Below are 19,541 nucleotides of genomic sequence, written 5' to 3'. Positions count from 1 at the left end.
CTCGGGAACGGCCGGTGAAGGTTGAAAGTCATGGGCGGGCTCATGTGCGCAGGAAATCCTCGCGGCCGCGCATCCAGCGCGCCAGGTGGGCCTCGATGGCGCCGGGATGTTCGGCGCGCAGCCAGGCGGCGGCATCGCGGGCCTGCTCGGCAATGCCGACATCGGCTTCCAGGTCGGCAAACCGCAGCAGCGCCAGCCCGGATTGGCGCGTGCCCAGGAACTCGCCCGGGCCGCGCTGCTCCAGGTCGCGGCGGGCGATCTCGAAGCCGTCGGAGGTCTCGAACATGGCGCGCAGCCGCTGCCGCGCCACTTGCGACAGCGGGGCCTGGTACAGCAGTACGCAGACCGACTCGGCGCTGCCCCGCCCTACCCGGCCCCGCAGCTGGTGCAACTGGGCCAGCCCGAAACGCTCGGCGTGCTCGATGACCATCAGCGAGGCATTGGGCACGTCCACGCCCACCTCGATGACCGTGGTCGCGACCAGCAGGTCGATCTCGCCGTCGCGGAAGGCCTGCATCACGGCGGCCTTGTCGGCCTGGGGCAGGCGGCCGTGGACCAGGCCCAGGCGCAGGTCGGGCAGGTCGGCCAGCATGGCCTCGTAGGTGTCCACCGCGGTCTGCAATTGCAGCGCCTCGCTTTCTTCGACCAGCGGGCATACCCAATAGGCCTGCCTGCCGTCGCGCACGGCGCTGGCGATATGGGCGATGACCTCGTCGCGGCGGCTGTCCGACACCAGCTTGGTGACCACCGGCGTGCGGCCGGGCGGCAGCTCGTCGATGACGGACACGTCCAGGTCGGCGAAGAAGGTCATGGCGAGCGTGCGCGGGATGGGCGTGGCGCTCATGTTGAGCTGGTGCGGCACGGTCTGGCCGTGGGGGATCTCGCCCTTGCGGGTCAGCGCCAGGCGCTGGCCGACGCCGAAGCGATGCTGCTCGTCGACGATGGACAGGCCCAGCCGGTGGAATTCGACGTGGTCCTGGATCAGCGCCTGTGTCCCGACCACCAGCTGGACGCTGCCGTCGGCGGCGCTGGCTGCCGCCTGGCGGCGCGCCTTGGCCGTCTGGCTGCCGCTCAGCCAGGCGACATTGACACCCAACGGCTGCAGCCAGGCCACCAGTTTGTGGAAATGCTGCTCGGCCAGGATCTCGGTGGGCGCCATCAGCGCTACCTGGGCGCCGCAGGCGATCGCCTGCGCCGCGGCAATGGCGGCGACCACGGTCTTGCCGCTGCCGACATCGCCCTGCAGCAAGCGGTGCATGGGATACGGCTTGGCCAGGTCGGCGGCGATCTCCTCGACGACGCGCTGCTGCGCGCCTGTCAGCTTGAACGGCAGCGCCTGATACAGGCGCGCCACCAACCCGCCGGGGCCGCCCTGCCGGGGCAACGGCTCGGCCCGAATGGTGCGGCGGGCTGCCCGGGCCGCCGCCAGCGACAGCTGCTGGGCCAGCAGCTCGTCGAACTTGATGCGGCGCCAGGCAGGATGCCCGCGCTCGACCAGGTCCTGTTCCGACACGCCGGGCGGCGGCGCGTGCAGCAGGCGGATGGCGGGCTCGAACGGCATCAGCCCATAGCGTTGCAATGCCTGCGGCGGCAGCGTGTCGCTCAGGTCGGCCTGCTGCAGGGCCTGGGCGATGGCCTTGCGCAAGGATGGCTGCGACAGGCCATCGGTACTGGGGTAGACCGGGGTCAGCGCCTCGGGCAGCGGCGCATCGGCGCTGCTCATGCGCGGATGGACCATTTCGCGCCCGAACAGCCCGCCGCGCACTTCGCCGCGCGCGCGCAGGCGCCGTCCGACAGCCAGCTGCTTTTGCTGGCTGGGATAGAAATTCAGCCAGCGCAACTGCAGCTCGCCGGTGCCGTCGGCCATGACCGCGGTCAATTGGCGGCGCGGCCGGTACAGGACTTCGCTGCGCAGGATCTCGCCTTCGACCTGGGCCGGCAAGCCGGGCCGCAGCGAAGCGATCGGCACGACACGGGTTTCGTCTTCGTAGCGCAGCGGCAGGTGCAGGATGCAGTCGCCGGGCGTTGCCAGCCCCAGGCTGTGCAGCTTGCGCTGCACATCCGTCAGCGGGCGGCTGGCGTCTGGCGCGACGCCCTGCCCCTTGCGTGCCGCGGCGGTGGCCGGCATGGCGCGACAGGCCCGTATATCCGATACCCGCTCGCCTACAGGACCAGGATCGCCTCGACCTCGAACTGGGCGCCCTTGGGCAGGCTGGCCACGCCCACGGTGGAGCGGGCCGGGAACGGCTGCGGGATGATCTCGGCCATGATGGCGTTGGCCGCCGTGAACTTGTTCAGGTCGGTCAGGAACAGCGTCAGCTTGACGATGTTGTCGAGGGTGCCGCCCGCCTCTTCGACGACCGCCTTCATGTTGGCGAAAGCCTGGCGCACCTGGGCGTCGAAGTTCTCCGAGACCAGGTCGCCGGTGCCGGGCTCGAGGCCGATCTGTCCGGACAGGTAGACCGTCTTGCCGCCGGCGACAGCTACCGCTTGCGAGTAAGGGCCGACGGCGGCCGGGGCGGCGTCGGTATGGATGATTTGCTTGCTCATGGGCCGTATCCTTGGGGGAGATCAGTCGTAATAGACTGGACTATTGAAGTTTAAACAGCAATAGGCATCCGCGAAAGCGAGGAGTTCCCGGCCCCGGCGCCTGGTCCCTCTAAAAGGAACGCCGCACGAGCAGGTAAACGCATGACTGCAGAGGGAGCATGCCCTAGGCGGAGCCTATCCGCTCCCGATGCTCCAGCAACAGGTCGTACAGCGCCTGCGCGGCGCTCGACAGGGTGCGCCCCTGGCGCCGGACCAGGTACAGCGGCCGGGTCAGGGGCCGGCCGGCCAACGGCTTGATGATCAGTTCCTCGCGCTGGAAATGAAAGAGCGTCATCGCCGGGACCACGCTGATGCCCAGCCCCGCGCATACCAGCCCGGTGACGGTGGCCAGGTGCTCGACCTCCAGCAGCGGCGCCGCGCCGCCCGCTCCCAGGGCCTCGTCGAGGTGGCGGCGCACGCTGCTGCCGCGCGCCAGCTGGATGAGGGGCCAGCGCGCCAGGTCGCGCAGGCGCACTTGCGCCCGGCCGGCCAGCGGGTGGTCTTTGCGGCACACCAGGAAGAAACGGTCGGCGTGCAGGAATTCACTGTCCAGGTCGGCCATATCGGCGCGCCGCGCCGCCACCGCGAAATCGGCCGCGCCGCTCTGCACCATGTCCAGGCACGGATCGAGCAAGGCGTCGCGCAGCTGCAGGGTGATGCCGGGATGATCCTGGTGATAGCGCGCCAGCAGGCCGGGCAGCCAGCCGGCGGCCAGCGACGGGAGCGCCGCCACGGTGACCCGGCCGCGCCGCCTGGCGGCATGGTCGCGCAGGTCTTCCATGGCTAATTCCAGGTCGCCCAGCAGCCGGCGCGCGGAAGCGTCGAGCACGCGGCCCTCGGCCGTGAGTTCGACATGCCGCGTGCTGCGGTCGAACAGCCGCACGCCGGCGGTGTCTTCCAGCGCGCGGATCAGCGCGCTGAAGGCCGGCTGCGTCAGGTGGCAGCGTTGGGCGGCGCGGGTGAAGTGCTTTTCGTCGGCGAGTGCCACGAAAGCGCGCAGTTGGCGGGCCGATATATTCATAGAGATTTTGGATGAATCGATCTTATATTTCTATTTCAATTATCAAGCAAGCCTGCCTATAGTGGCCGGGATCGCGGCGCACTCCGGCGCCCTGCTTTACGGATTTCCATGACGATTTCTCCCTTGCTCGTCGGCTGCGCCAGCGGCTTTTCGGGCGACCGCACCGACGGCGCCCGGGCCGTGGTCGATACGCTGGTCGCGCGCGGCGGCGGCACCTTGATCTTCGAGACCCTGGCCGAGCGCACCCTGGCGCTGGCGCAGCTGGCGCGCAACGCCGACCCCGGCGCCGGTTACGAGCCGCTGCTGGACGATCTCGTCGGACCCGTCCTGGGCGATTGCCTGCGCCGCGGCATCCGCATCGTCGGCAATTTCGGCGCGGCCAATCCGCCCGCCGCGGCGCGCCGCATCGGCGAACTGGCGCGCGCCCAGAGCCTGCCGGTGCCGCGCATCGCGGTGGTCCACGGCGACGCCCTGGCCAGCCCGGCGCAGCGGACCCTGCTGCGCGAGCGGCTGGGGCCGCGCCTGGACGACATGGACGTCGTCAGCGCCAACGTCTACCTGGGCGCCGGCGAGATCGCCGGCGCGCTGCGCGCTGGCGCCCAGGTGGTGGTGGCCGGCCGGGTATCGGACCCTTCGCTGACCGTCGGGCCGGTGCTGGCGCACTACGGCTGGGACATGGACGACTGGGAGCGGCTCGGGCGCGCGACCATGGCTGGCCACATGCTGGAATGCGGCACTCAAGTGACGGGCGGCTACTTCTGCGTGCCCGGCCTGAAGGAGGTGCCCGACGTGCACGACGCGGGCTATCCCATCGCCGAGATCGACGCGGATGGCGAATTCGTGATCGGCAAGGCCGACGGCACGGGCGGCGCGGTGGACGCGCGCACGGTGAAAGAACAGTTGCTCTATGAGGTGCACGACCCGGCGCGCTACCTGACCCCCGACGTGATCGCCGACCTGAGCGCCGCCTCGGTGCAGGTGCTGGGCCGGGATCGCGTGGCGGTACGCGGCATCACCGGCCACGCGCGCCCGGATGAGCTCAAGGTGAACGTCTGCTACCGCGGCGGCTGGCTGGCCGAAGCGGAAATCTCGTATGCGGGCGTGCAGGCCGAGGCGCGCGCACGCCTGGCCGCCGACATGGTGCGCCGCCGCCTCGCGCCGGCGCTGGCGCCGCGCGTCGACCTGATCGGCGTGCTGAGCATCCTGGGCGACGATGGCGGCGCCATGCTGGCCGGCCGGCAAGCAGGCCATGGGCGCGACGTGCGTCTGCGCATGGCAGCCGAACACGACGACCGTCGCATCGCCGAGCGGCTGCTGCGCGAGGTCACGGCCCTTTATACCTGCGGGCCGGCCGGCGGCGGCGGTGTGCGCACGTCGCTGCGCCCGCGCCTGAACATGGTGTCGTGCACCATCCCGCGCGACGCGGTGGACAGTGGCTGGACCATGATGGAGGACCAGACGCCATGAGCGCCGGACCGATTCGCGTGAGCGTTCCCTTGTACCGCCTGGCGCACAGCCGTTCCGGCGACAAGGGCGACATCTCCAACCTCAGCCTGATTGCCTGGGACCCCGCATGCTACGAAGTGCTGGCCGCCCAGGTGACCGAGGCGCGCGTGGCGGAATGGTTCGGCTATCGCCGGCCCAGCCGCGTCACGCGCTATTTGATCCCCAGCCTGCATGCCATGAATTTCGTGCTGGAGGGCGTGCTGGATGGCGGCGTGAACGACGCGCTGAACCTGGATACCCACGGGAAAAGCCTGTCGTTCCATTTGCTCGACCTGCGGGTGGACGTCCCGTCCGCCCTGGCCGAGCGCCTGCCCGACGTGCCGGACGAGATCGCCGGCCCATCCTGAGGACGGGCTTGCCCGATACCAACATCCCAATACAAGCCAGACAACACACGGAGACCCCGATGCGCTTTCCCAGCCCGCTACGCCTGCTTGCCAGCCTGTGCGCCGCCCTGCCCCTGGCCGCGGCTGCCCAGGAATTTCCCGCCAAACCGATCACCTTCATCGTACCCTTCGCAGCAGGCAGCGCCACCGACCAGCTGGGCCGGGCCATCGGCCAGGGAGTCACGGAGCAGACCGGCCAATCGGTGGTGATCGAGAACAAGCCCGGCGCCAGCGCCATGATCGGCGCGCAGAGCGCCGCCCGTGCCGAGCCGGACGGTTATACGGTGCTGATCACCACCAACACCACGCAGGCGGCCAACGAACATCTGTACAAATCCCTGCCCTACGACCCCGTGCGCGATTTCGCGCCGGTCACGCTGCTGGGCAAGGGCGGACAGATTATGGTGATCAACCCGTCGTCTTCGGCCAAGAGCGTGCAGGACTTCCTGGCACTTGCCAAGCAGTCCCCCGGCAAGCTCAGCTTCGGCAGCGGCAGTTCCAGCAGCCGCATCGCCGGCGAGTTGCTGCAGCAGATGGCGGACGTGAAGCTGCTGCACGTGCCCTACAAGAGCAACCCGCTGGCGGTCACCGACCTGCTGGGCGGCCAGATCGACATGATGATCACCGACACGGCTACCGGCCTGCCGCAGGTCAAGGCGGGCAAGCTGCGCGCCCTGGGCTTTACCGGCAAGGAGCGCTCGCCCCTGGCGCCGGAGGTGCCGACCATCGACGAAGGCGGCGTGCCGGGCTACGAGATGGGCTATTGGTTCGGCGCCTACGTGCCGGCCGGCACGCCCGACAAGGTGGTGGCGCGCCTGCACGCGCTGCTCGTCAAGGCCACCGAGGGGGCTGCCGCGAAGCAGTTCTACCAGTCCACCGGCACGGCGCCCGCGACTTCCTCGCCACAGGAGCTGGCCGACTTCCAGCGTAGCGAATCGCAGAAATGGGGCGATATCATTAAGAAGGCGGGCATCCAGCCTGAATGACTTCATGCCGGGACGCCCGCATTGAGCGTGACGTGCCGCCGTTGAGCTGAGTCAAGCGTCGCCGGCAGGCCGTGGCATAGTCTGTAACTCGGCGCCCATCGCCATGCGGCCCGCCGCGCCAATGGCGGCGGGCCTCATTACACAACGCGCCCCCGATGAGGGGCGCCTTTTCGTTCATTGCCGCATACCGGCGAAAAGGAGGAGACAGTTGGCCAACACGCAGCATACCAACCTGAAAGGCGGCCTGAAATCCCGCCACCTGACGATGATGTCGATCGCCGGGGTCATCGGGGCCGCCCTGTTCGTCGGCTCCGGCAAGCAGATCGCCCTGGCCGGGCCGGCGGTGATCCTGGCCTACGCGGGCGGCGGCCTGCTGGTCATCCTGGTCATGCGCATGCTGGGGGAAATGGCCGTGGCCCAGCCCGACACCGGCTCGTTCTCCACCTATGCGGACCGCGCCATCGGCCGCTGGGCCGGCTTCACCATCGGCTGGCTGTACTGGTACTTCTGGGCGCTGCTCATGGGCTGGGAAGCCTATGTGGCCGGCCAGATCCTGCACGACTGGTTCCCTTTCGTCCCGGACTGGGGCTACGCGCTGCTGGTCACGGTATCGCTGGTCGCCGTCAATTTCATGAATGTGCGCAACTACGGCGAGTTCGAATTCTGGTTCGCCCTGATCAAGGTCGGCGCCATCGTGCTCTTTCTGGTCGTCGGCAGCCTGGCGATCATGCACCTGTGGCCATGGGGCGCGGCGCGCGGCGTCTCGCAGCTCACCGCGCAGGGCTTCATGCCCAACGGCGCCAAATCGGTGGTGGTCGCGCTGCTGGGTGTCATGTTTGCCTTCATCGGCGCGGAAATCGTCACGGTGGCGGCGGCCGAATCGGCCAATCCCAGCAAGGAAATCGTCAGGACCATCAAGTCAGTCGTCTGGCGCATCTGCCTTTTCTACGTCGGCTCGATCTTCATTGTCGTCTGCCTGGTGCCCTACAACGAGCCCGCGCTGGCCCAGCCGACGCATGGCAGCTATAACGTCGCCCTGAACGTGCTGGGCATTCCCCACGCCCAGGCCATCGTCAATTTCGTCGTGCTGACATCGGTGTGCAGCTGCTTCAACTCGGCGCTCTACACCGCGTCGCGCATGCTCTATTCGCTGGCGCGGCGCGGCGACGCGCACCGCGTCATGCAGACCACCGGCCGCCGCACCGGCGCGCCGTACATCGGGGTGCTGGTTTCCAGCGTGTTCGCATTCGCCGCCGTCTGGCTCATGGCGACTTCCCAGATGGACCTCTACGACGTGCTGATGCAGGCCACCGGCACGATCGCGCTGTTCGTCTACCTGGTGATCGCCTGCTCGCAACTGCGCATGCGCTACCGCCTGCAGGCCGAAGGCGTCGAGCTCCGGTTCAAGATGTGGCTGTTCCCATGGCTGACGTACGCCGTGATCGTGTGCATCGTCGCCGCGCTGGCGACCATGATCGTCGAAGGCACCTATCGCACCGAAGTAGTCTACACCTCGGCCCTGGCCGGCGTGATCGTGATCATGGGTATCGTGGCGCAGCGCCTTGGCATCGGCAAGCGCGCGCAGCTGGAAAACACGACGGCGCCACAAACGGGCGCCGCCATCGGGCAATCGCGGGCCTGAACGGCCCGCCGCCATGACCGCCGCCCCGGGGGGGCGGCGGGCGATCATTTTTCGACGAAGGCCCGTTCGACCACGTAGTCGCCGGGTTCGCCCACGCCGGGCGAAACCTGGAAGCCCCGCGCGTCGAGCATGGCGCTGATGTCGGCCAGCATATGCGGGCTGCCGCAAAGCATGGCGCGGTCGGTTTCGGGGTTGATCTGCGGCAGGCCGATGTCCTGGCACAGCTTGCCGTTTTCGATGAGCTGCGTGATGCGGCCTTGGTTACGGAACGGCTCGCGCGTGACCGTGGGGTAGTAGACGAGCTTTTCCCGCACCACGTCGCCGAAGAACTCGTTGTTGGGGAGTTCCTTTTCGATGAAGTCAGCGTAGGCCAGTTCGCTGACCCAGCGCACGCCGTGCACCAGCACGACCTTTTCGAAGCGTTCGTAGACGTCCGGATCCTTGATGATGCTCATGAAGGGCGCCAGGCCGGTGCCGGTGCCGAACAGGAACAAGTGCTTGCCGGGCTTGAGGTCGTCGACCACCAGGGTGCCGACCGGCTTGCGGCTGACCAGGATGGTGTCGCCTTCCTTCAGGTGCTGAAGGCGCGAGGTGAGCGGGCCGTTCTGCACCTTGATGCTGAGGAATTCCAGGTTTTCTTCGTAGTTGGCGCTGGCGATGCTGTAGGCCCGCATCAGGGGCTTGCCTTCGACTTCCAGGCCGATCATGACGAAGTGGCCATTGTGGAAGCGCAACGCGGCGTCGCGCGTGGTGGTGAAGGAAAAAAGCGTATCGTTCCAGTGATGCACGCTCAGTACGCGCTCGGTGTTGAAAGCTGCCATGTCCGTTGAGAAAGAATCAACGCACCACGTGCGCCGAGTGGGATTCCACGCCGTGCAAAAGGCGGGCGCGGGCTTAAGGGTTTTCCCTATTTTACCGCGACTGCTTGATAACCGCTCTCATTAATCCGTAATGCCCTTATAACCTTTTGATAGAAATCAGGGGACTCCTGGGCACAACTGACGATAAGTTGAACGGTCCGCGGCTTCCTGGTATTGTCGCATCCACTTGATAATCATTTTCGTTAACGGATGCATCCGCAGCCCCGTTTGGGCCCGCGCATCCCTGCTGCAACGCACTGGAGCCCCGCCCCTATGTCGACCCGACGCTCTTCCCTGACCCCGCTGCTGGGCGCGCTGGCGCTGGCCGCCGCCACCCTGGCCGCCCCGGCCATGGCGGCCGATGAAGTCAGCCTCTATACCACCCGCGAGCCGAAGCTGATCCAGCCCATGCTGGATGCCTTCACCAAGGAAAGCGGCATCAAGGTCAACACCGTCTTCATCAAGGACGGCCTGCTCGAGCGCGTCAAGGCCGAGGGCGCGCAGTCGCCGGCCGACGTCCTGATGACCGTCGACATCGGCAACCTGATCGACCTGGTCGACGGCGGCATCACCCAACCGATCCAGTCCGAGACGCTGAATTCGGTGATTCCCGCCAACCTGCGCGGGGCCGACGGCAAATGGTACAGCCTGTCGCTGCGCGACCGGGTGCTGTACGTGGCCAACGAAGTGAAGCTCGACAGCTTCCACTACGAGGACCTGGCCGACCCCAAGTGGAAGGACAAGGTCTGCATCCGCTCGGGCCAGCACCCCTACAACACTGCCCTGGTGGCGGCCATGATCGCCCACGACGGCGCCGAAGCCACCGAAAAGTGGCTGCGCGGCGTCAAGGCCAACCTGGCCCGCAAGGCCGCCGGCGGCGACCGCGACGTGGCGCGCGACATCCTCGGCGGCATTTGCGACATCGGCATTGCCAACGCTTACTATGTGGGCCACATGAAGAACGCCGAGCCCGGCACCGACGCCCGCAAGTGGGGCGACGCCATCAAGGTGGTGCGTCCCACGTTCAAGAACGGCGGTTCGGGCACGCATGTGAACATCAGCGGCGCCGCGGTGGCGGCACACGCGCCCAACAAGGAAAACGCCATCAAGCTGCTGGAATTCCTGGTTTCCGAGCCGGCCCAGGCGCTGTACGCCCGCGCCAACTACGAGTACCCCATCCGCAAGGGCGTCCAGCTCGATCCGGTGGTGGCCAGCTTCGGCGAACTGAAGGTCGACTCGCTGCCCGTGGCCGAAATCGCCAAGTATCGCAAGCAGGCCAGCGAACTGGTCGACAAGGTCGGCTTCGACCAGTGATCGCGATGCCGCCCACGCGGGGCGGCCGCCGCGCCTGGGTGTCAGGCTCCGCAAGGAGCCTGACATCGGCTTTTTCGGCGCGCGTTTTTCTGGTGGGCCCGCGCTGGCCCACGCTATGTTGTTGAAGCATGCCTACTGACACATTGCCCCGCCCATGGCGTCCGCGCGGTCTCGAACGCGGCGCCGGCTGGCTGGCGGGCGCCGCGCTGATCGCGCTGGCGGTCCTGCTGCCCCTGGGCGCGCTGGCCTGGGAAGCCCTGCACGCCAATCTGTCGCACTGGACCCACCTGGCCAGCTACGTGCTGCCGCAGGCCCTGGCCAACACGGCCATGCTGCTGGCCGGGGTCGGCATCCTGGTCACCTGCCTGGGGACCGGCGCGGCCTGGCTGGTAACCGCCTACGAGTTCCCCACCCGCCGGATGCTGACCTGGGCGCTGCTGCTGCCGCTGGCGGTGCCGACCTACATTATCGCCTTCGCCTACCTGGACCTGCTGCACCCCATCGGGCCGATCCAGACGGCCATACGCGAACTGCTGGGCTATGACAGCCCGCGCCAGTTCCGCCTGCCCGACCTGCGCTCGATCTACGGCGCCATTTTCGTGCTGGGCTTCGTCCTGTATCCCTACGTCTACCTGAGCACCCGGGTCATGTTCATGACCCAGGCCGCCAGCCTGCTGGAAGCGGCGCGCACGCTCGGCGCCGGGCGCGTCGGCGTATTCGTGCGCGTGGCGCTGCCGCTGGCGCGGCCGGCCATCGCGGTCGGCGCCAGCCTGGCGCTGCTCGAGACGCTGAACGACATCGGCGCCTCGGAATTCCTCGGGGTGCAGACCCTGACCGTCTCCGTGTACACGACCTGGATCACCCGCTCGGACCTGGCCAGCGCCGCCCAGATCGCGCTGACCATGCTGGCCATCGTGGTCGGGCTGATCCTGCTGGAACGCCATGGCCGCAAGCGCCAGCGCTATGCCAACACCCAGCGCATGCGCCCCATGCAACCACGCCGCCTGCGCGGCGGCGCCGCCTTGCTGGCGATAGCGCTGGGCTGGATCCCGGTGCTGCTGGGCTTCGTGGCGCCGGCCTGGTACCTGGTGGTCGAGACCTATAAGCGCCTGCACCTGGTGGGCGGCGTCTCCGACCAGTTGCTCGACGGCCTGGCCAACACGCTGTCCATCGCCTTCGTCGCCACGGTGGTGACACTGGGTTGCGGCCTGGTGGTGGCCTGGGCCGGGCGCACGCTGCGCGAGAGCGCCCGCTTCAATCCGGGCCGGGCCTGCGCGCGCATCGCCAGCCTGGGTTATGCCGTGCCCGGCACGGTGCTGGCCATCGGCCTGCTGATGCCCTTCACCTGGATCGACCGGCAGCTGGGCGCAGTGTTCGGCAGCAGCGGCCTGCTGCTGATGGGTTCGTCCGGGGCGCTGGTCTGCGCGTACACGATGCGCTTCCTGGCGGTTTCAGTGGGCGGCGTCGAGGCCGGGCTGGCGCGCATTCCCGCGTCGCTCGAACAGGCCTCGCGGCTGCTGGGCGAGACCGCCGGCGGCACGCTGCGCCGCGTGCACCTGCCCCTGCTGCGCCCGGCCCTCGCGGCCAGCGCTCTGCTGGTGTTCGTCGACACCATGAAGGAACTGCCCGCCACCCTGCTGCTGCGGCCCCTGAACTTCGAGACGCTGGCCACCTGGCTGTATGCCGAAGCCGCGCGCGGCACCTACGAAGAAGGCGCCGTCGCGGCGCTGGCGATCGTGCTCGCCGGCCTGCTGCCGGTCATCCTGCTGGCCCGCACCAATCTGAAAATGGGACATTGATATCGTGCCCGACCTGCTTGAACTCGACCATATCCATCTGGCCTACGACACGCCGCAAGGGCTGCGGCCAGTGGTGCGCGACCTCTCGCTGGCCTTGCCGGCCGGCCATATCGGCTGCCTGCTGGGCGAGTCCGGCTGCGGCAAGACCACCATCCTGCGCGCCATTGCCGGCTTCGAGCCGGTGCGCGCCGGGCATATCGCGCTGGACGGCAACATCATTTCCTCTCCCACCGTGCAGGTCGCGCCCGAACTGCGGCGCGTGGGCATGATGTTCCAGGACTATGCCCTGTTCCCGCACCTGACGGCGGCCGAGAACGTCGCCTTCGGGCTGCGCAAGCTGGACCGCGCCGCACGCGCCGCCCGCGTGCGCGAGATGCTGGACATGGTGGGCCTGTCGGCCTCGGCGGACAGCTACCCGCACGAGATCTCCGGCGGTCAGCAACAGCGCGTGGCACTGGCCCGCGCGCTGGCGCCGTCGCCCGACCTGCTGCTGCTGGACGAACCGTTCTCGAACCTGGACGTGGATACGCGCGAGCGGCTGGCCTTCGAGGTGCGCGACATCCTCAAATCCACCGGCCACACCGCCATCCTGGTGACGCACAACCAGGCAGAGGCGTTTGCCATCGCCGACCGCATCGGCGTCATGAGCGAAGGCCGGATCGTGCAGTGGGACACCCCGTACAACCTGCACCATCATCCGGCCGATGGTTTCGTGCGCGACTTCGTGCGGCGCGAGGCGCTGGTGGCCCAGCGCCAGCAGGCCTACGCGCGCGGCATGTAGGCCTCAGGAGCGCGGCGCCGGCAGCGGGATGTACTCCGTCTCGTCGCCCGGCACCACCTGGCCGAAGCGGTCGCGTTGCCAGTCCTGCTTGGCCTGCTCGATGCGGTCCTTGCTGCTGGAAACGAAGTTCCACCACACGAAGCGTGGGCCGTCCAACGGCTCGCCTCCCAGCACCGCCAGGCGCGCGGCATCGACGGCCCGGATGGTAACCGGCCGGCCAGCGGCAAACACCAGCAACTGGCCGGGCTGGTAGACCTGCCCGTCCACCTCCACCGCGCCCCGGCTTAGATAGGCGGCGCGCTCTTCGTACTCAGGCTGTACGACGACCCTGGCGCCCGCCTGCAAGGCGATGTCGCCGAAGAACAGCGGCGACAGGGTCCGGACCGCTGAGGCCCGGCCGAACAGCGAGCCGGCCACCACTTGCGCGCGCACGCCCTCGCCTTCGACCACCGGCTGGGCATCCAGCCCGTAATGCACGAAGCCGGGATCGGTCTCTTCGTGGCTGGCCGGCAGGCCCACCCACAATTGCAGCCCGGCCAATTGCTGGCCCGCCTGCCGCTGGGCGTCCGGCGTGCGTTCGGAATGCACGATGCCGCGGCCGGCCGTCATCCAGTTCACTTCGCCGGGCCGGATTTCCTGCACATGGCCGGCCCCGTCGCGGTGCATCATGGCCCCTTCGTACAGGTAGGTGACGGTCGACAGGCCGATGTGCGGGTGCGGGCGCACGTCCACGCCAGCACCCGGCGCGAACAGCGCCGGCCCCATTTCATCGAGGAAGACAAACGGGCCGACCGTGCGGCGCTGGGCCGACGGCAGCGCGCGGCGCACCTCCAGGCCGCCGCCCAGATCGCTGGTACGGGGAATGACGAGAGTTTCGACAAGGGACATGCTGAGCTCCTGGTTGACGGGGCAGGATCCGCCCCTGCCGATGTGATGCGGGTTGATGCCGGCGCCAGGCCCGGAATGCCTGGCGCCGGGGATTTACGCCAAGATAGCGCTTACGCCAGGTCGAAGACCAGCACTTCGGCCTGTTCGCCGTCGCGGATCGCGACCGCGGCCTCGTCGGTCAAGGCCAGCCCGTCGCCGGCCGCCAGCGCCTGGCCATTGACGACGACCTTGCCGCGCGCCACGTGCACCCAGGCGCGCCGGCCGGCCGCCAGCGGCAGCTCGGCCCGTTCCGCGCCGTCGAACAGCCCGGCGTACACCCGCGCATCCTGGTGTATGCGCATCGACCCGTCGGCGCCGTCCGGCGAGGCCACCTGGCGCAGGCGCCCGCGCTTTTCCGCCTCGGGTACGCTGAGTTCCTCGTATTCGGGCGCGATGCCGGCCACGTCGGGCTCGATCCAGATCTGCAACAGGTGCGTGGGCCGGTCGTCCAGCGGGTTGAACTCCGAATGCAGCACCCCGCGGCCCGCGCTCATGCGCTGCACGTTGCCGGGCTCGATGGTCGAGCCGCTGCCCATGCTGTCCTTGTGGGCCACGGCGCCCTCCAGCACATAGGTAATGATTTCCATGTCGCGGTGCCCGTGCGTGCCGAAGCCGCGGCCGGCGGCGATGCGGTCGTCGTTGATCACGCGCAGCGGACCGAAGCCCATGTGCGCCGGATCGTAGTAGTTGGCGAAGGAAAAGGTGTGGTGGGTGTCGAGCCAGCCGTGGTTGGCATGGCCGCGTTCGTTGCTGCGGCGCAGGGTCAGCATGATGGGCTCCTTGCAAATAAGTTGAAGTGGTTGCGGTGGCGTATGCCGCTTTGCGCACCACCAATGAAGGCATTGTGCGCCGGGGCAGCGATATTGAGGCTGAAGCGTTTTGATGAGATCATTCAATTTATTTGAATGAATACCCGCGCCATGCAAGCCATCACGCCTGAATTGCTGTACATGGTCGACGCCATTGCGCGGCACGGCAGTTTTGCCAAGGCCGCGCGGGAGCTCGACAAGGTGCCGTCGGCGGTGACCTATGCGGTGCGCAAGCTGGAAGACGCACTCGATGTGCTGCTGTTCGACCGCAGCGGGCACCGCGCCCGCCTGACGCCGGCCGGGGAAACCCTGCTGCATGACGGCCGCCAGGTGCTGCAGTCGCTGGACGCCCTGGCGGGCCGGGTCAAGCGGGTGGCGACCGGCTGGGAGCTGGAACTGCGCGTGGCCGCCAGCGCCGTGCTGCCGCGGGCGCCGCTGTACGACCTGGTCGAGGGGTTCCGGGAGATGGCCGCCGTCACCACGCTGCGGCTGTCCACTGAAGTGCTGAGCGGCAACTGGGACGCCCTGGCTTCGGGCCGCGCCGACCTGGTGATAGGCGCGGACGCCTCGGGCGCGCCGTCGGGGGCCTATCATTCGCAGCCCATGGGGCAGGTGCAGTTCGCGTTCTGCGTGGCTCCGCACCACCCGCTGGCGGCGCTGCGCCGCCCGTTGGCGGCCGCCGACATCGCGGCCTATTGCGCCGTGGTGGTGGCCGACACCTCGCGCGACCTGCCGCCGCGCACGCGCGGCCTGCTCAGCGAGCAGCCGCTGATCGTCATGCCCGACATGCAGGCGAAGATCGACGCGCAGGTGCGCGGCCTGGGCTGCGGCTATCTGCCGCTGACGCTGGCCGCGCCATACATCACGCGGGGCGAGCTGGTGCAATGCGCCACGGACGACGCGGTGCCGATCACCGAGCAACTGGTCTATGCCTGGCGCGACCGGGCACCGGGACAGGCGCTCAAATGGTGGCTGCAGAAACTGCGCTCGCCGCGCTTGTGCGCCAGTCTGTTGGGGGCCTAACGGTGGGGATGCCTTCGCAGCTGGTCGGGTAGTGGGTTCTTGAGGCGCCCACGCCTGCCGGCGGGACCCGGGCGGCCACGTCGGTCGGCTCGGGCGCGCCAGCAGGCGCCCTCGGCCCCCTGCGGGGGCTGCCCTCCCTCCAACTGGCCGCCCGGGTCCCGCCGGCAGGCGTGGGCTCACAGCATCTCTGGTCGAGGCATCGACGCCTCATGTTGGTGTCAGACACCCCATGCGCGTCGTCTCGTCAAGAGCAGGCTGTGCGCAAGGGGTGTCTGACACCTGGGTGTGATAGCGTCTCTGGGCAAGAAACCGACGCGACGGCACTACGCAGCCCCCCAAAAATTTCGACAGCGCGCCGGCAGACCTGGGCATGCCGCTGCTGTGAGTCCTGGGCGGGGTTGGGGCGTGCGGGCCGGTCAGTTGGAGCGAGGGCAGCCCCCGCAGGGGGCCGAGGGCGCCTGGTGGCGCGCCCGAGCCGACCGACGTGACCGGCCCGCACGCCCCAACCCGGCCCAGGACGCCTCAAGAACACGACCCCACCCAGGAGGCCTCCCCCCCTTCCCAGGCCACCGCCATGCCCCCATGGGCATCCTCACCGCGAGTCAGTGCAATACGCCATCACATCGAACAACGCCTGGTCCCGGTCGGCCAGCGGCTCGACGGTGAATTCCGCCATGCGGCCCGCCTGCCAGGTCGGCTTCAGGTGGTTCTCAATCACGTGGTAGTACGGCCGGATGAAATAGTCGTCGAACAGCACGATGCAGCCCGGCTTGGCCATCAGCACCGACATCAGGAACGCCGCCACGCGGAAGCGGCCGTCGATCAGGATCAGGTCCGGGTCGTCGCCGGCGTGCCGCAGCTTGCGCCACGGTTCCGCACAGTAGCGTGGCCACAGGGTGGCATGCTTGTCATTCTTGGGCCGGCCCCAAGCGCCTGTCGCGCCGATGTTCGCATAGACCGGCACGAAACGCCGGCGCGGTACACCGTCGGCCAGCAGGCGCTGCCGCACCGCGTGCAGGAACTGCCTGTCGGTATCCACAGAATAGATGCGCCGCACCCCGGCCTGGGCCGCCATCAGCGAACTGCCCCCCGATCCGTACTCGAGATAGGTCCGTACCCGCGCCAGGCGCTCCCGCAGCAGCGCCAGCCCGGCGTCCTCCATGTGCGGAACAGCCGGGATGGAGTCGGGCGACCACGCAGCCTGGCGGGCAGTCGTCGCGGGTTGCTTGGTCGCCTGGCGGTCGGGCACGGCATCCTCCTGCGGGCAATGGAGGACCTATTGCACCATACCCGCGGCGCCAGCCGCTACCCTACTCTTCTATGCCGAGCTCGCGCAGCTTGCGCGTGATGGTGTTGCGCCCGATGCCCAGGCGCGCGGCCGCCTCGACGCGCCTGCCGCGGCTGGCATCCAAAGCGCTTTGCAGCAGGATGCGCTCGAACTGGCGCGTCAACGTGGCCATCACGGCGGGTTCGCCGCGCTCGAGCCGGTGCTGCGCCTCGCGCAGCAAGGCGGCTTGCCAGTCCGCGCCGGCGACTGCGCTCGAGACCGCGGCAGCCGCCATGGCCGGCGGCGATGCATTGCCGGCGACTTGCACGGGCGCGCTGGCGGACCCCGGCGCCTGCAATTCCATGGCCCGGATCTCGGGCGGCAAGTCGGCCCGCTCGACGACCTGGCCCGGCGCCATCACCGTCAGCCAATGGCAGAAGTTTTCCAGCTGGCGCACGTTGCCGGGAAAATCGAAGCGCGTCAGCACGGCCACGGCATCCGGCGTCAGGCGCTTGACCGGCACGCCCAGCGAGCGCGCGCTGGCCGCCAGGAAATGGTTGGCCAGCGCGGGAATATCCTCGACCCGCTCGCGCAGGGGCGGCAGGCGCAGGCGGATGACGTTCAGCCGATGGAACAGGTCTTCGCGGAACAGTCCCTGCTCCACGCGCTGCTCCAGCGGCTGGTGGGTGGCGGCCACGATGCGCACATCGACCCGCACCGGCTGGGCGCCGCCCACACGATAGAAACTGCCTTCGGCCAATACCCGCAGCAGGCGCGTCTGCAGCTCGATCGGCATGTCGCCGATTTCGTCCAGGAACAGCGTGCCGCCATGGGCCTCCTCGAAGCGCCCGCGCCGCAGCGTATTGGCGCCGGTGAAGGCGCCGCGCTCATGGCCGAACAGCTCGGCCTCGAGCAGGTCGCGCGGGATGGCGGCCGCGTTCAACGCCACGAACGGCCCGCCGGCGCGCGCGCCATGGCCGTGCAACGCCCGCGCCACCAGTTCCTTGCCGGTACCCGACTCGCCGGTGATCAGCACGGTGACCTTGGATTGCGCCAGGCGGCCGATGGCCCGGAACACTTCCTGCATTGCGGTAGAGGACGACTGCGTCATCATCCAGCGCTCGTTGTTCTGCGCCGGCTCCGTTTCCCCGTCGCCGGCGCCGGCCTGCTCGGGCGAGCCTTCCTGCACGGCGCGCTCGATCAGCGCCACCGCCTCGTTGACGTCGAACGGCTTGGCCAGGTAATCGAAGGCGCCGCCCTGGAATGCCGATACCGTGCTGTCCAGGTCGGCGAACGCCGTCATCACGATGACCGGCAGGCGCGGATGGCGTTCCTTGATCTGGCGCAGCAGGCTCAGGCCATCGCCGCCCGGCATGCGGATATCGGACACCAGCGCGGCCGGGGCGCCGGCGGCCAGCGCCTCCAGCACGTCGGCCGCCTGCGCGAAGCTGCGCGTGGGCACGCCAGCACGGGCCAGCGCCTTTTCCAGGACCCAGCGGATGGCCTGGTCATCGTCCACGATCCAAACTGGCTTGCTCACAGTGGCTGCTCCATCGGTAACACCAGACGGAATTCAGTGTGCCTGGGGCGGGATTCGAATTCGATAATGCCTCCGTGCTGCTGCACGAAATCCTGGGCCAGGCTCAGGCCCAGGCCGGTGCCGCCGGGCCGGGCGGTGACCAGCGGGTGGAAGATGCGGTCGCGGATCGACTCGGGCACGCCGGGGCCGTTGTCGATGATGGCCAGCACCAGCGCCAGGCGGTGCTGGCGATGCGCCAGCAGCACCTGCCGCGCCACCCGCGTGCGCAGCGTGATCTGCGGCGGCGGCACATCGGCGCCCGGCTGCTGCAGGGCAAGCTCCTGCGCGGCATTGCGCGCCACGTTCAGCACCGCCTGCATCAGCCGCGCGGCGTCGCCCTGCAGGTCCGGCACCGAGGCGTCGTAGTCGCGCACCAGCGCCACCTTGTCGCGGAATTCCGCCTGGATCAGGGCGCACACGCGTTCGCAGATCTCGTGGATGTTGACCGGGCGCGCGGCCAGCGGCACGCGCTGCGGGCCGCTCAGGCGGTCGACCAGCACCTGCAGGCGATCGGCCTCGGAAATGATGACCTGGGTGTATTCGGCCAGGGCGGCGTCGGGCAGCTCGGCTTCCAGCAACTGGGCCGCGCCGCGCAGGCCGCCCAGGGGGTTCTTGACTTCGTGCGCGAGGTTGCGCAGCAATTCGCGGTGCGCCTCTATTTCCTCGACCAGGCGGTGGTTGCGGTCGGCCAGCACGCGCTGTTCGATTTCGCGCGCCTCGACCAGCACCGGCCAGGGCTGCCCGGACAGCGACACCGTGGTCACGGTGACCTCCACCGACTCACCGGCCCGGCGCAGCGAGGACAATTGCCGCACATCGGCGAACCGGCCCGCCACGGCGCGATCGATGGAAGACTGCAGCGCCTCGGGATGGCCGAACAGCGTGGCCGCCGACAGGCCGCGCAATTGCTTGCGGGACCGCCCGAACAGGTCTTCCGCCGCGGCGTTGGCCTGCTCGATATGCCCCCGCTCGTTCAGCAGCAAGACGGATGTGGCCAGTAAATCAAACGCGTCTACATTCATCATTTGCAGCACCGGGGCAGGACGGGCCGG

The 19,541-nt window shown here is 68.7% G+C and carries 17 protein-coding genes; 8 read left to right on the top strand and 9 right to left on the bottom strand.

The features are described 5' to 3' along the window. Positions 1-40 precede the first annotated feature (40 nt). The 3 genes from recG to ACKTT0_RS19920 form a co-directional block, all read right to left on the bottom strand. The gene (recG, locus tag ACKTT0_RS19930; RefSeq protein ID WP_407851504.1) at positions 41-2,128 is read right to left on the bottom strand and encodes an ATP-dependent DNA helicase RecG; all 2,088 of its coding nucleotides are present in this window, start codon (positions 2,126-2,128) and stop codon (positions 41-43) included. Between the two features lie 35 nt (positions 2,129-2,163). After that, positions 2,164-2,550 (bottom strand): Rid family detoxifying hydrolase, encoded by a 387-nt coding sequence (locus tag ACKTT0_RS19925; RefSeq protein WP_407851503.1) that lies wholly within the window; start codon positions 2,548-2,550, stop codon positions 2,164-2,166. 163 nt (positions 2,551-2,713) lie between these two features. Next, the gene (locus tag ACKTT0_RS19920; RefSeq protein ID WP_407851502.1) at positions 2,714-3,610 is read right to left on the bottom strand and encodes a LysR family transcriptional regulator; all 897 of its coding nucleotides are present in this window, start codon (positions 3,608-3,610) and stop codon (positions 2,714-2,716) included. A 108-nt stretch (positions 3,611-3,718) separates the two neighbouring features. Here ACKTT0_RS19920 and ACKTT0_RS19915 point away from each other — a divergent pair, with 108 nt between their 5' ends. From ACKTT0_RS19915 to ACKTT0_RS19900, 4 genes are all read left to right on the top strand, one after another. Then, positions 3,719-5,077 carry an acyclic terpene utilization AtuA family protein gene (locus tag ACKTT0_RS19915; protein ID WP_407851501.1) on the top strand — a complete coding sequence of 453 codons (1,359 nt, stop codon included), beginning with the start codon at positions 3,719-3,721 and terminating at the stop codon, positions 5,075-5,077. Then, a complete protein-coding gene (locus tag ACKTT0_RS19910) occupies positions 5,074-5,463 on the top strand; it encodes an AtuA-related protein (RefSeq protein WP_407851500.1) in 390 nt (129 codons plus the stop codon). The genes ACKTT0_RS19915 and ACKTT0_RS19910 overlap by 4 nt, the downstream gene beginning before the upstream one ends. Positions 5,464-5,522: 59 nt before the next feature. Then, positions 5,523-6,488, top strand: coding sequence for a Bug family tripartite tricarboxylate transporter substrate binding protein (locus tag ACKTT0_RS19905; RefSeq protein ID WP_407851499.1), 966 nt, complete (start codon positions 5,523-5,525; stop codon positions 6,486-6,488). A gap of 208 nt (positions 6,489-6,696) precedes the next feature. Continuing rightward, a complete protein-coding gene (locus ACKTT0_RS19900) occupies positions 6,697-8,130 on the top strand; it encodes an amino acid permease (protein WP_407851498.1) in 1,434 nt (477 codons plus the stop codon). Positions 8,131-8,174: 44 nt separating this feature from the next. Here ACKTT0_RS19900 and ACKTT0_RS19895 read toward each other — a convergent pair whose 3' ends face one another. Then, on the bottom strand, positions 8,175-8,951 hold the full coding sequence (locus tag ACKTT0_RS19895) for a ferredoxin--NADP reductase (protein WP_407851497.1): 777 nt from the start codon (positions 8,949-8,951) through the stop codon (positions 8,175-8,177). Positions 8,952-9,263: 312 nt separating this feature from the next. On the opposite strand from ACKTT0_RS19895, the gene ACKTT0_RS19890 reads away from it, so the two are divergent. The 3 genes from ACKTT0_RS19890 (at position 9,264) to ACKTT0_RS19880 (ending at position 12,884) form a co-directional block, all read left to right on the top strand. Next, positions 9,264-10,304, top strand: coding sequence for a Fe(3+) ABC transporter substrate-binding protein (locus ACKTT0_RS19890; protein ID WP_407851496.1), 1,041 nt, complete (start codon positions 9,264-9,266; stop codon positions 10,302-10,304). A 128-nt stretch (positions 10,305-10,432) separates the two neighbouring features. Further along, entirely contained in the window at positions 10,433-12,103 is a 1,671-nt protein-coding gene (locus ACKTT0_RS19885; RefSeq protein ID WP_407851495.1) for an ABC transporter permease, read from the top strand. A 4-nt stretch (positions 12,104-12,107) separates the two neighbouring features. Beyond that, on the top strand, positions 12,108-12,884 hold the full coding sequence (locus tag ACKTT0_RS19880; protein ID WP_407851494.1) for an ABC transporter ATP-binding protein: 777 nt from the start codon (positions 12,108-12,110) through the stop codon (positions 12,882-12,884). A 3-nt stretch (positions 12,885-12,887) separates the two neighbouring features. Here ACKTT0_RS19880 and ACKTT0_RS19875 read toward each other — a convergent pair whose 3' ends face one another. After that, on the bottom strand, positions 12,888-13,772 hold the full coding sequence (locus ACKTT0_RS19875; RefSeq protein WP_407851493.1) for a pirin family protein: 885 nt from the start codon (positions 13,770-13,772) through the stop codon (positions 12,888-12,890). Between the two features lie 110 nt (positions 13,773-13,882). Then, positions 13,883-14,581, bottom strand: a complete 699-nt coding sequence (locus ACKTT0_RS19870; protein ID WP_407851492.1) for a pirin family protein — start codon at positions 14,579-14,581, stop codon at positions 13,883-13,885. Positions 14,582-14,731: 150 nt separating this feature from the next. Between ACKTT0_RS19870 and ACKTT0_RS19865 the strand changes: the two genes are divergently transcribed. Beyond that, the gene (locus tag ACKTT0_RS19865; protein WP_407852467.1) at positions 14,732-15,643 is read left to right on the top strand and encodes a LysR family transcriptional regulator; all 912 of its coding nucleotides are present in this window, start codon (positions 14,732-14,734) and stop codon (positions 15,641-15,643) included. Between the two features lie 592 nt (positions 15,644-16,235). On the opposite strand, the gene ACKTT0_RS19860 is transcribed toward ACKTT0_RS19865, so the two are convergent. The 3 genes from ACKTT0_RS19860 to glnL all read right to left on the bottom strand — a co-directional run bounded on the left by ACKTT0_RS19860 (position 16,236) and on the right by glnL (position 19,511). Further along, positions 16,236-16,892, bottom strand: a complete 657-nt coding sequence (locus ACKTT0_RS19860; protein WP_407851491.1) for a class I SAM-dependent methyltransferase — start codon at positions 16,890-16,892, stop codon at positions 16,236-16,238. 61 nt (positions 16,893-16,953) lie between these two features. Beyond that, positions 16,954-18,450: a nitrogen regulation protein NR(I) gene (gene ntrC / locus ACKTT0_RS19855; RefSeq protein WP_407851490.1), complete on the bottom strand. Its 1,497-nt coding sequence runs from the start codon at positions 18,448-18,450 to the stop codon at positions 16,954-16,956. Next, the gene (gene glnL / locus ACKTT0_RS19850) at positions 18,447-19,511 is read right to left on the bottom strand and encodes a nitrogen regulation protein NR(II) (RefSeq protein WP_407852466.1); all 1,065 of its coding nucleotides are present in this window, start codon (positions 19,509-19,511) and stop codon (positions 18,447-18,449) included. The genes ntrC and glnL overlap by 4 nt, the downstream gene beginning before the upstream one ends. Positions 19,512-19,541 lie beyond the last annotated feature (30 nt).

Origin of the sequence: Bordetella saccharivorans, assembly GCF_045862855.1 — a bacterium.
In the GTDB taxonomy this organism is placed as follows: Bacteria; Pseudomonadota; Gammaproteobacteria; order Burkholderiales; family Burkholderiaceae_B; genus Bordetella_A; species Bordetella_A petrii_F.
The sequence above is the reverse complement of the archived record's forward strand: the minus strand, read 5'-3'. Positions and strand labels throughout refer to the sequence as shown.

What these genes read in the sequence shown, in the direction of transcription:
- recG (WP_407851504.1), bottom strand. Translation starts at nt 2,128, where the DNA reads ATGCCGGCCACCGCCGCGGCACGCAAGGGGCAGGGCGTCGCGCCAGAC.
- ACKTT0_RS19925 (WP_407851503.1), bottom strand. Translation starts at nt 2,550, where the DNA reads ATGAGCAAGCAAATCATCCATACCGACGCCGCCCCGGCCGCCGTCGGC.
- ACKTT0_RS19920 (WP_407851502.1), bottom strand. Translation starts at nt 3,610, where the DNA reads ATGAATATATCGGCCCGCCAACTGCGCGCTTTCGTGGCACTCGCCGAC.
- ACKTT0_RS19915 (WP_407851501.1), top strand. Translation starts at nt 3,719, where the DNA reads ATGACGATTTCTCCCTTGCTCGTCGGCTGCGCCAGCGGCTTTTCGGGC.
- ACKTT0_RS19910 (WP_407851500.1), top strand. Translation starts at nt 5,074, where the DNA reads ATGAGCGCCGGACCGATTCGCGTGAGCGTTCCCTTGTACCGCCTGGCG.
- ACKTT0_RS19905 (WP_407851499.1), top strand. Translation starts at nt 5,523, where the DNA reads ATGCGCTTTCCCAGCCCGCTACGCCTGCTTGCCAGCCTGTGCGCCGCC.
- ACKTT0_RS19895 (WP_407851497.1), bottom strand. Translation starts at nt 8,951, where the DNA reads ATGGCAGCTTTCAACACCGAGCGCGTACTGAGCGTGCATCACTGGAAC.
- ACKTT0_RS19890 (WP_407851496.1), top strand. Translation starts at nt 9,264, where the DNA reads ATGTCGACCCGACGCTCTTCCCTGACCCCGCTGCTGGGCGCGCTGGCG.
- ACKTT0_RS19885 (WP_407851495.1), top strand. Translation starts at nt 10,433, where the DNA reads ATGCCTACTGACACATTGCCCCGCCCATGGCGTCCGCGCGGTCTCGAA.
- ACKTT0_RS19875 (WP_407851493.1), bottom strand. Translation starts at nt 13,772, where the DNA reads ATGTCCCTTGTCGAAACTCTCGTCATTCCCCGTACCAGCGATCTGGGC.
- ACKTT0_RS19870 (WP_407851492.1), bottom strand. Translation starts at nt 14,581, where the DNA reads ATGCTGACCCTGCGCCGCAGCAACGAACGCGGCCATGCCAACCACGGC.
- ACKTT0_RS19865 (WP_407852467.1), top strand. Translation starts at nt 14,732, where the DNA reads ATGCAAGCCATCACGCCTGAATTGCTGTACATGGTCGACGCCATTGCG.
- glnL (WP_407852466.1), bottom strand. Translation starts at nt 19,511, where the DNA reads ATGAATGTAGACGCGTTTGATTTACTGGCCACATCCGTCTTGCTGCTG.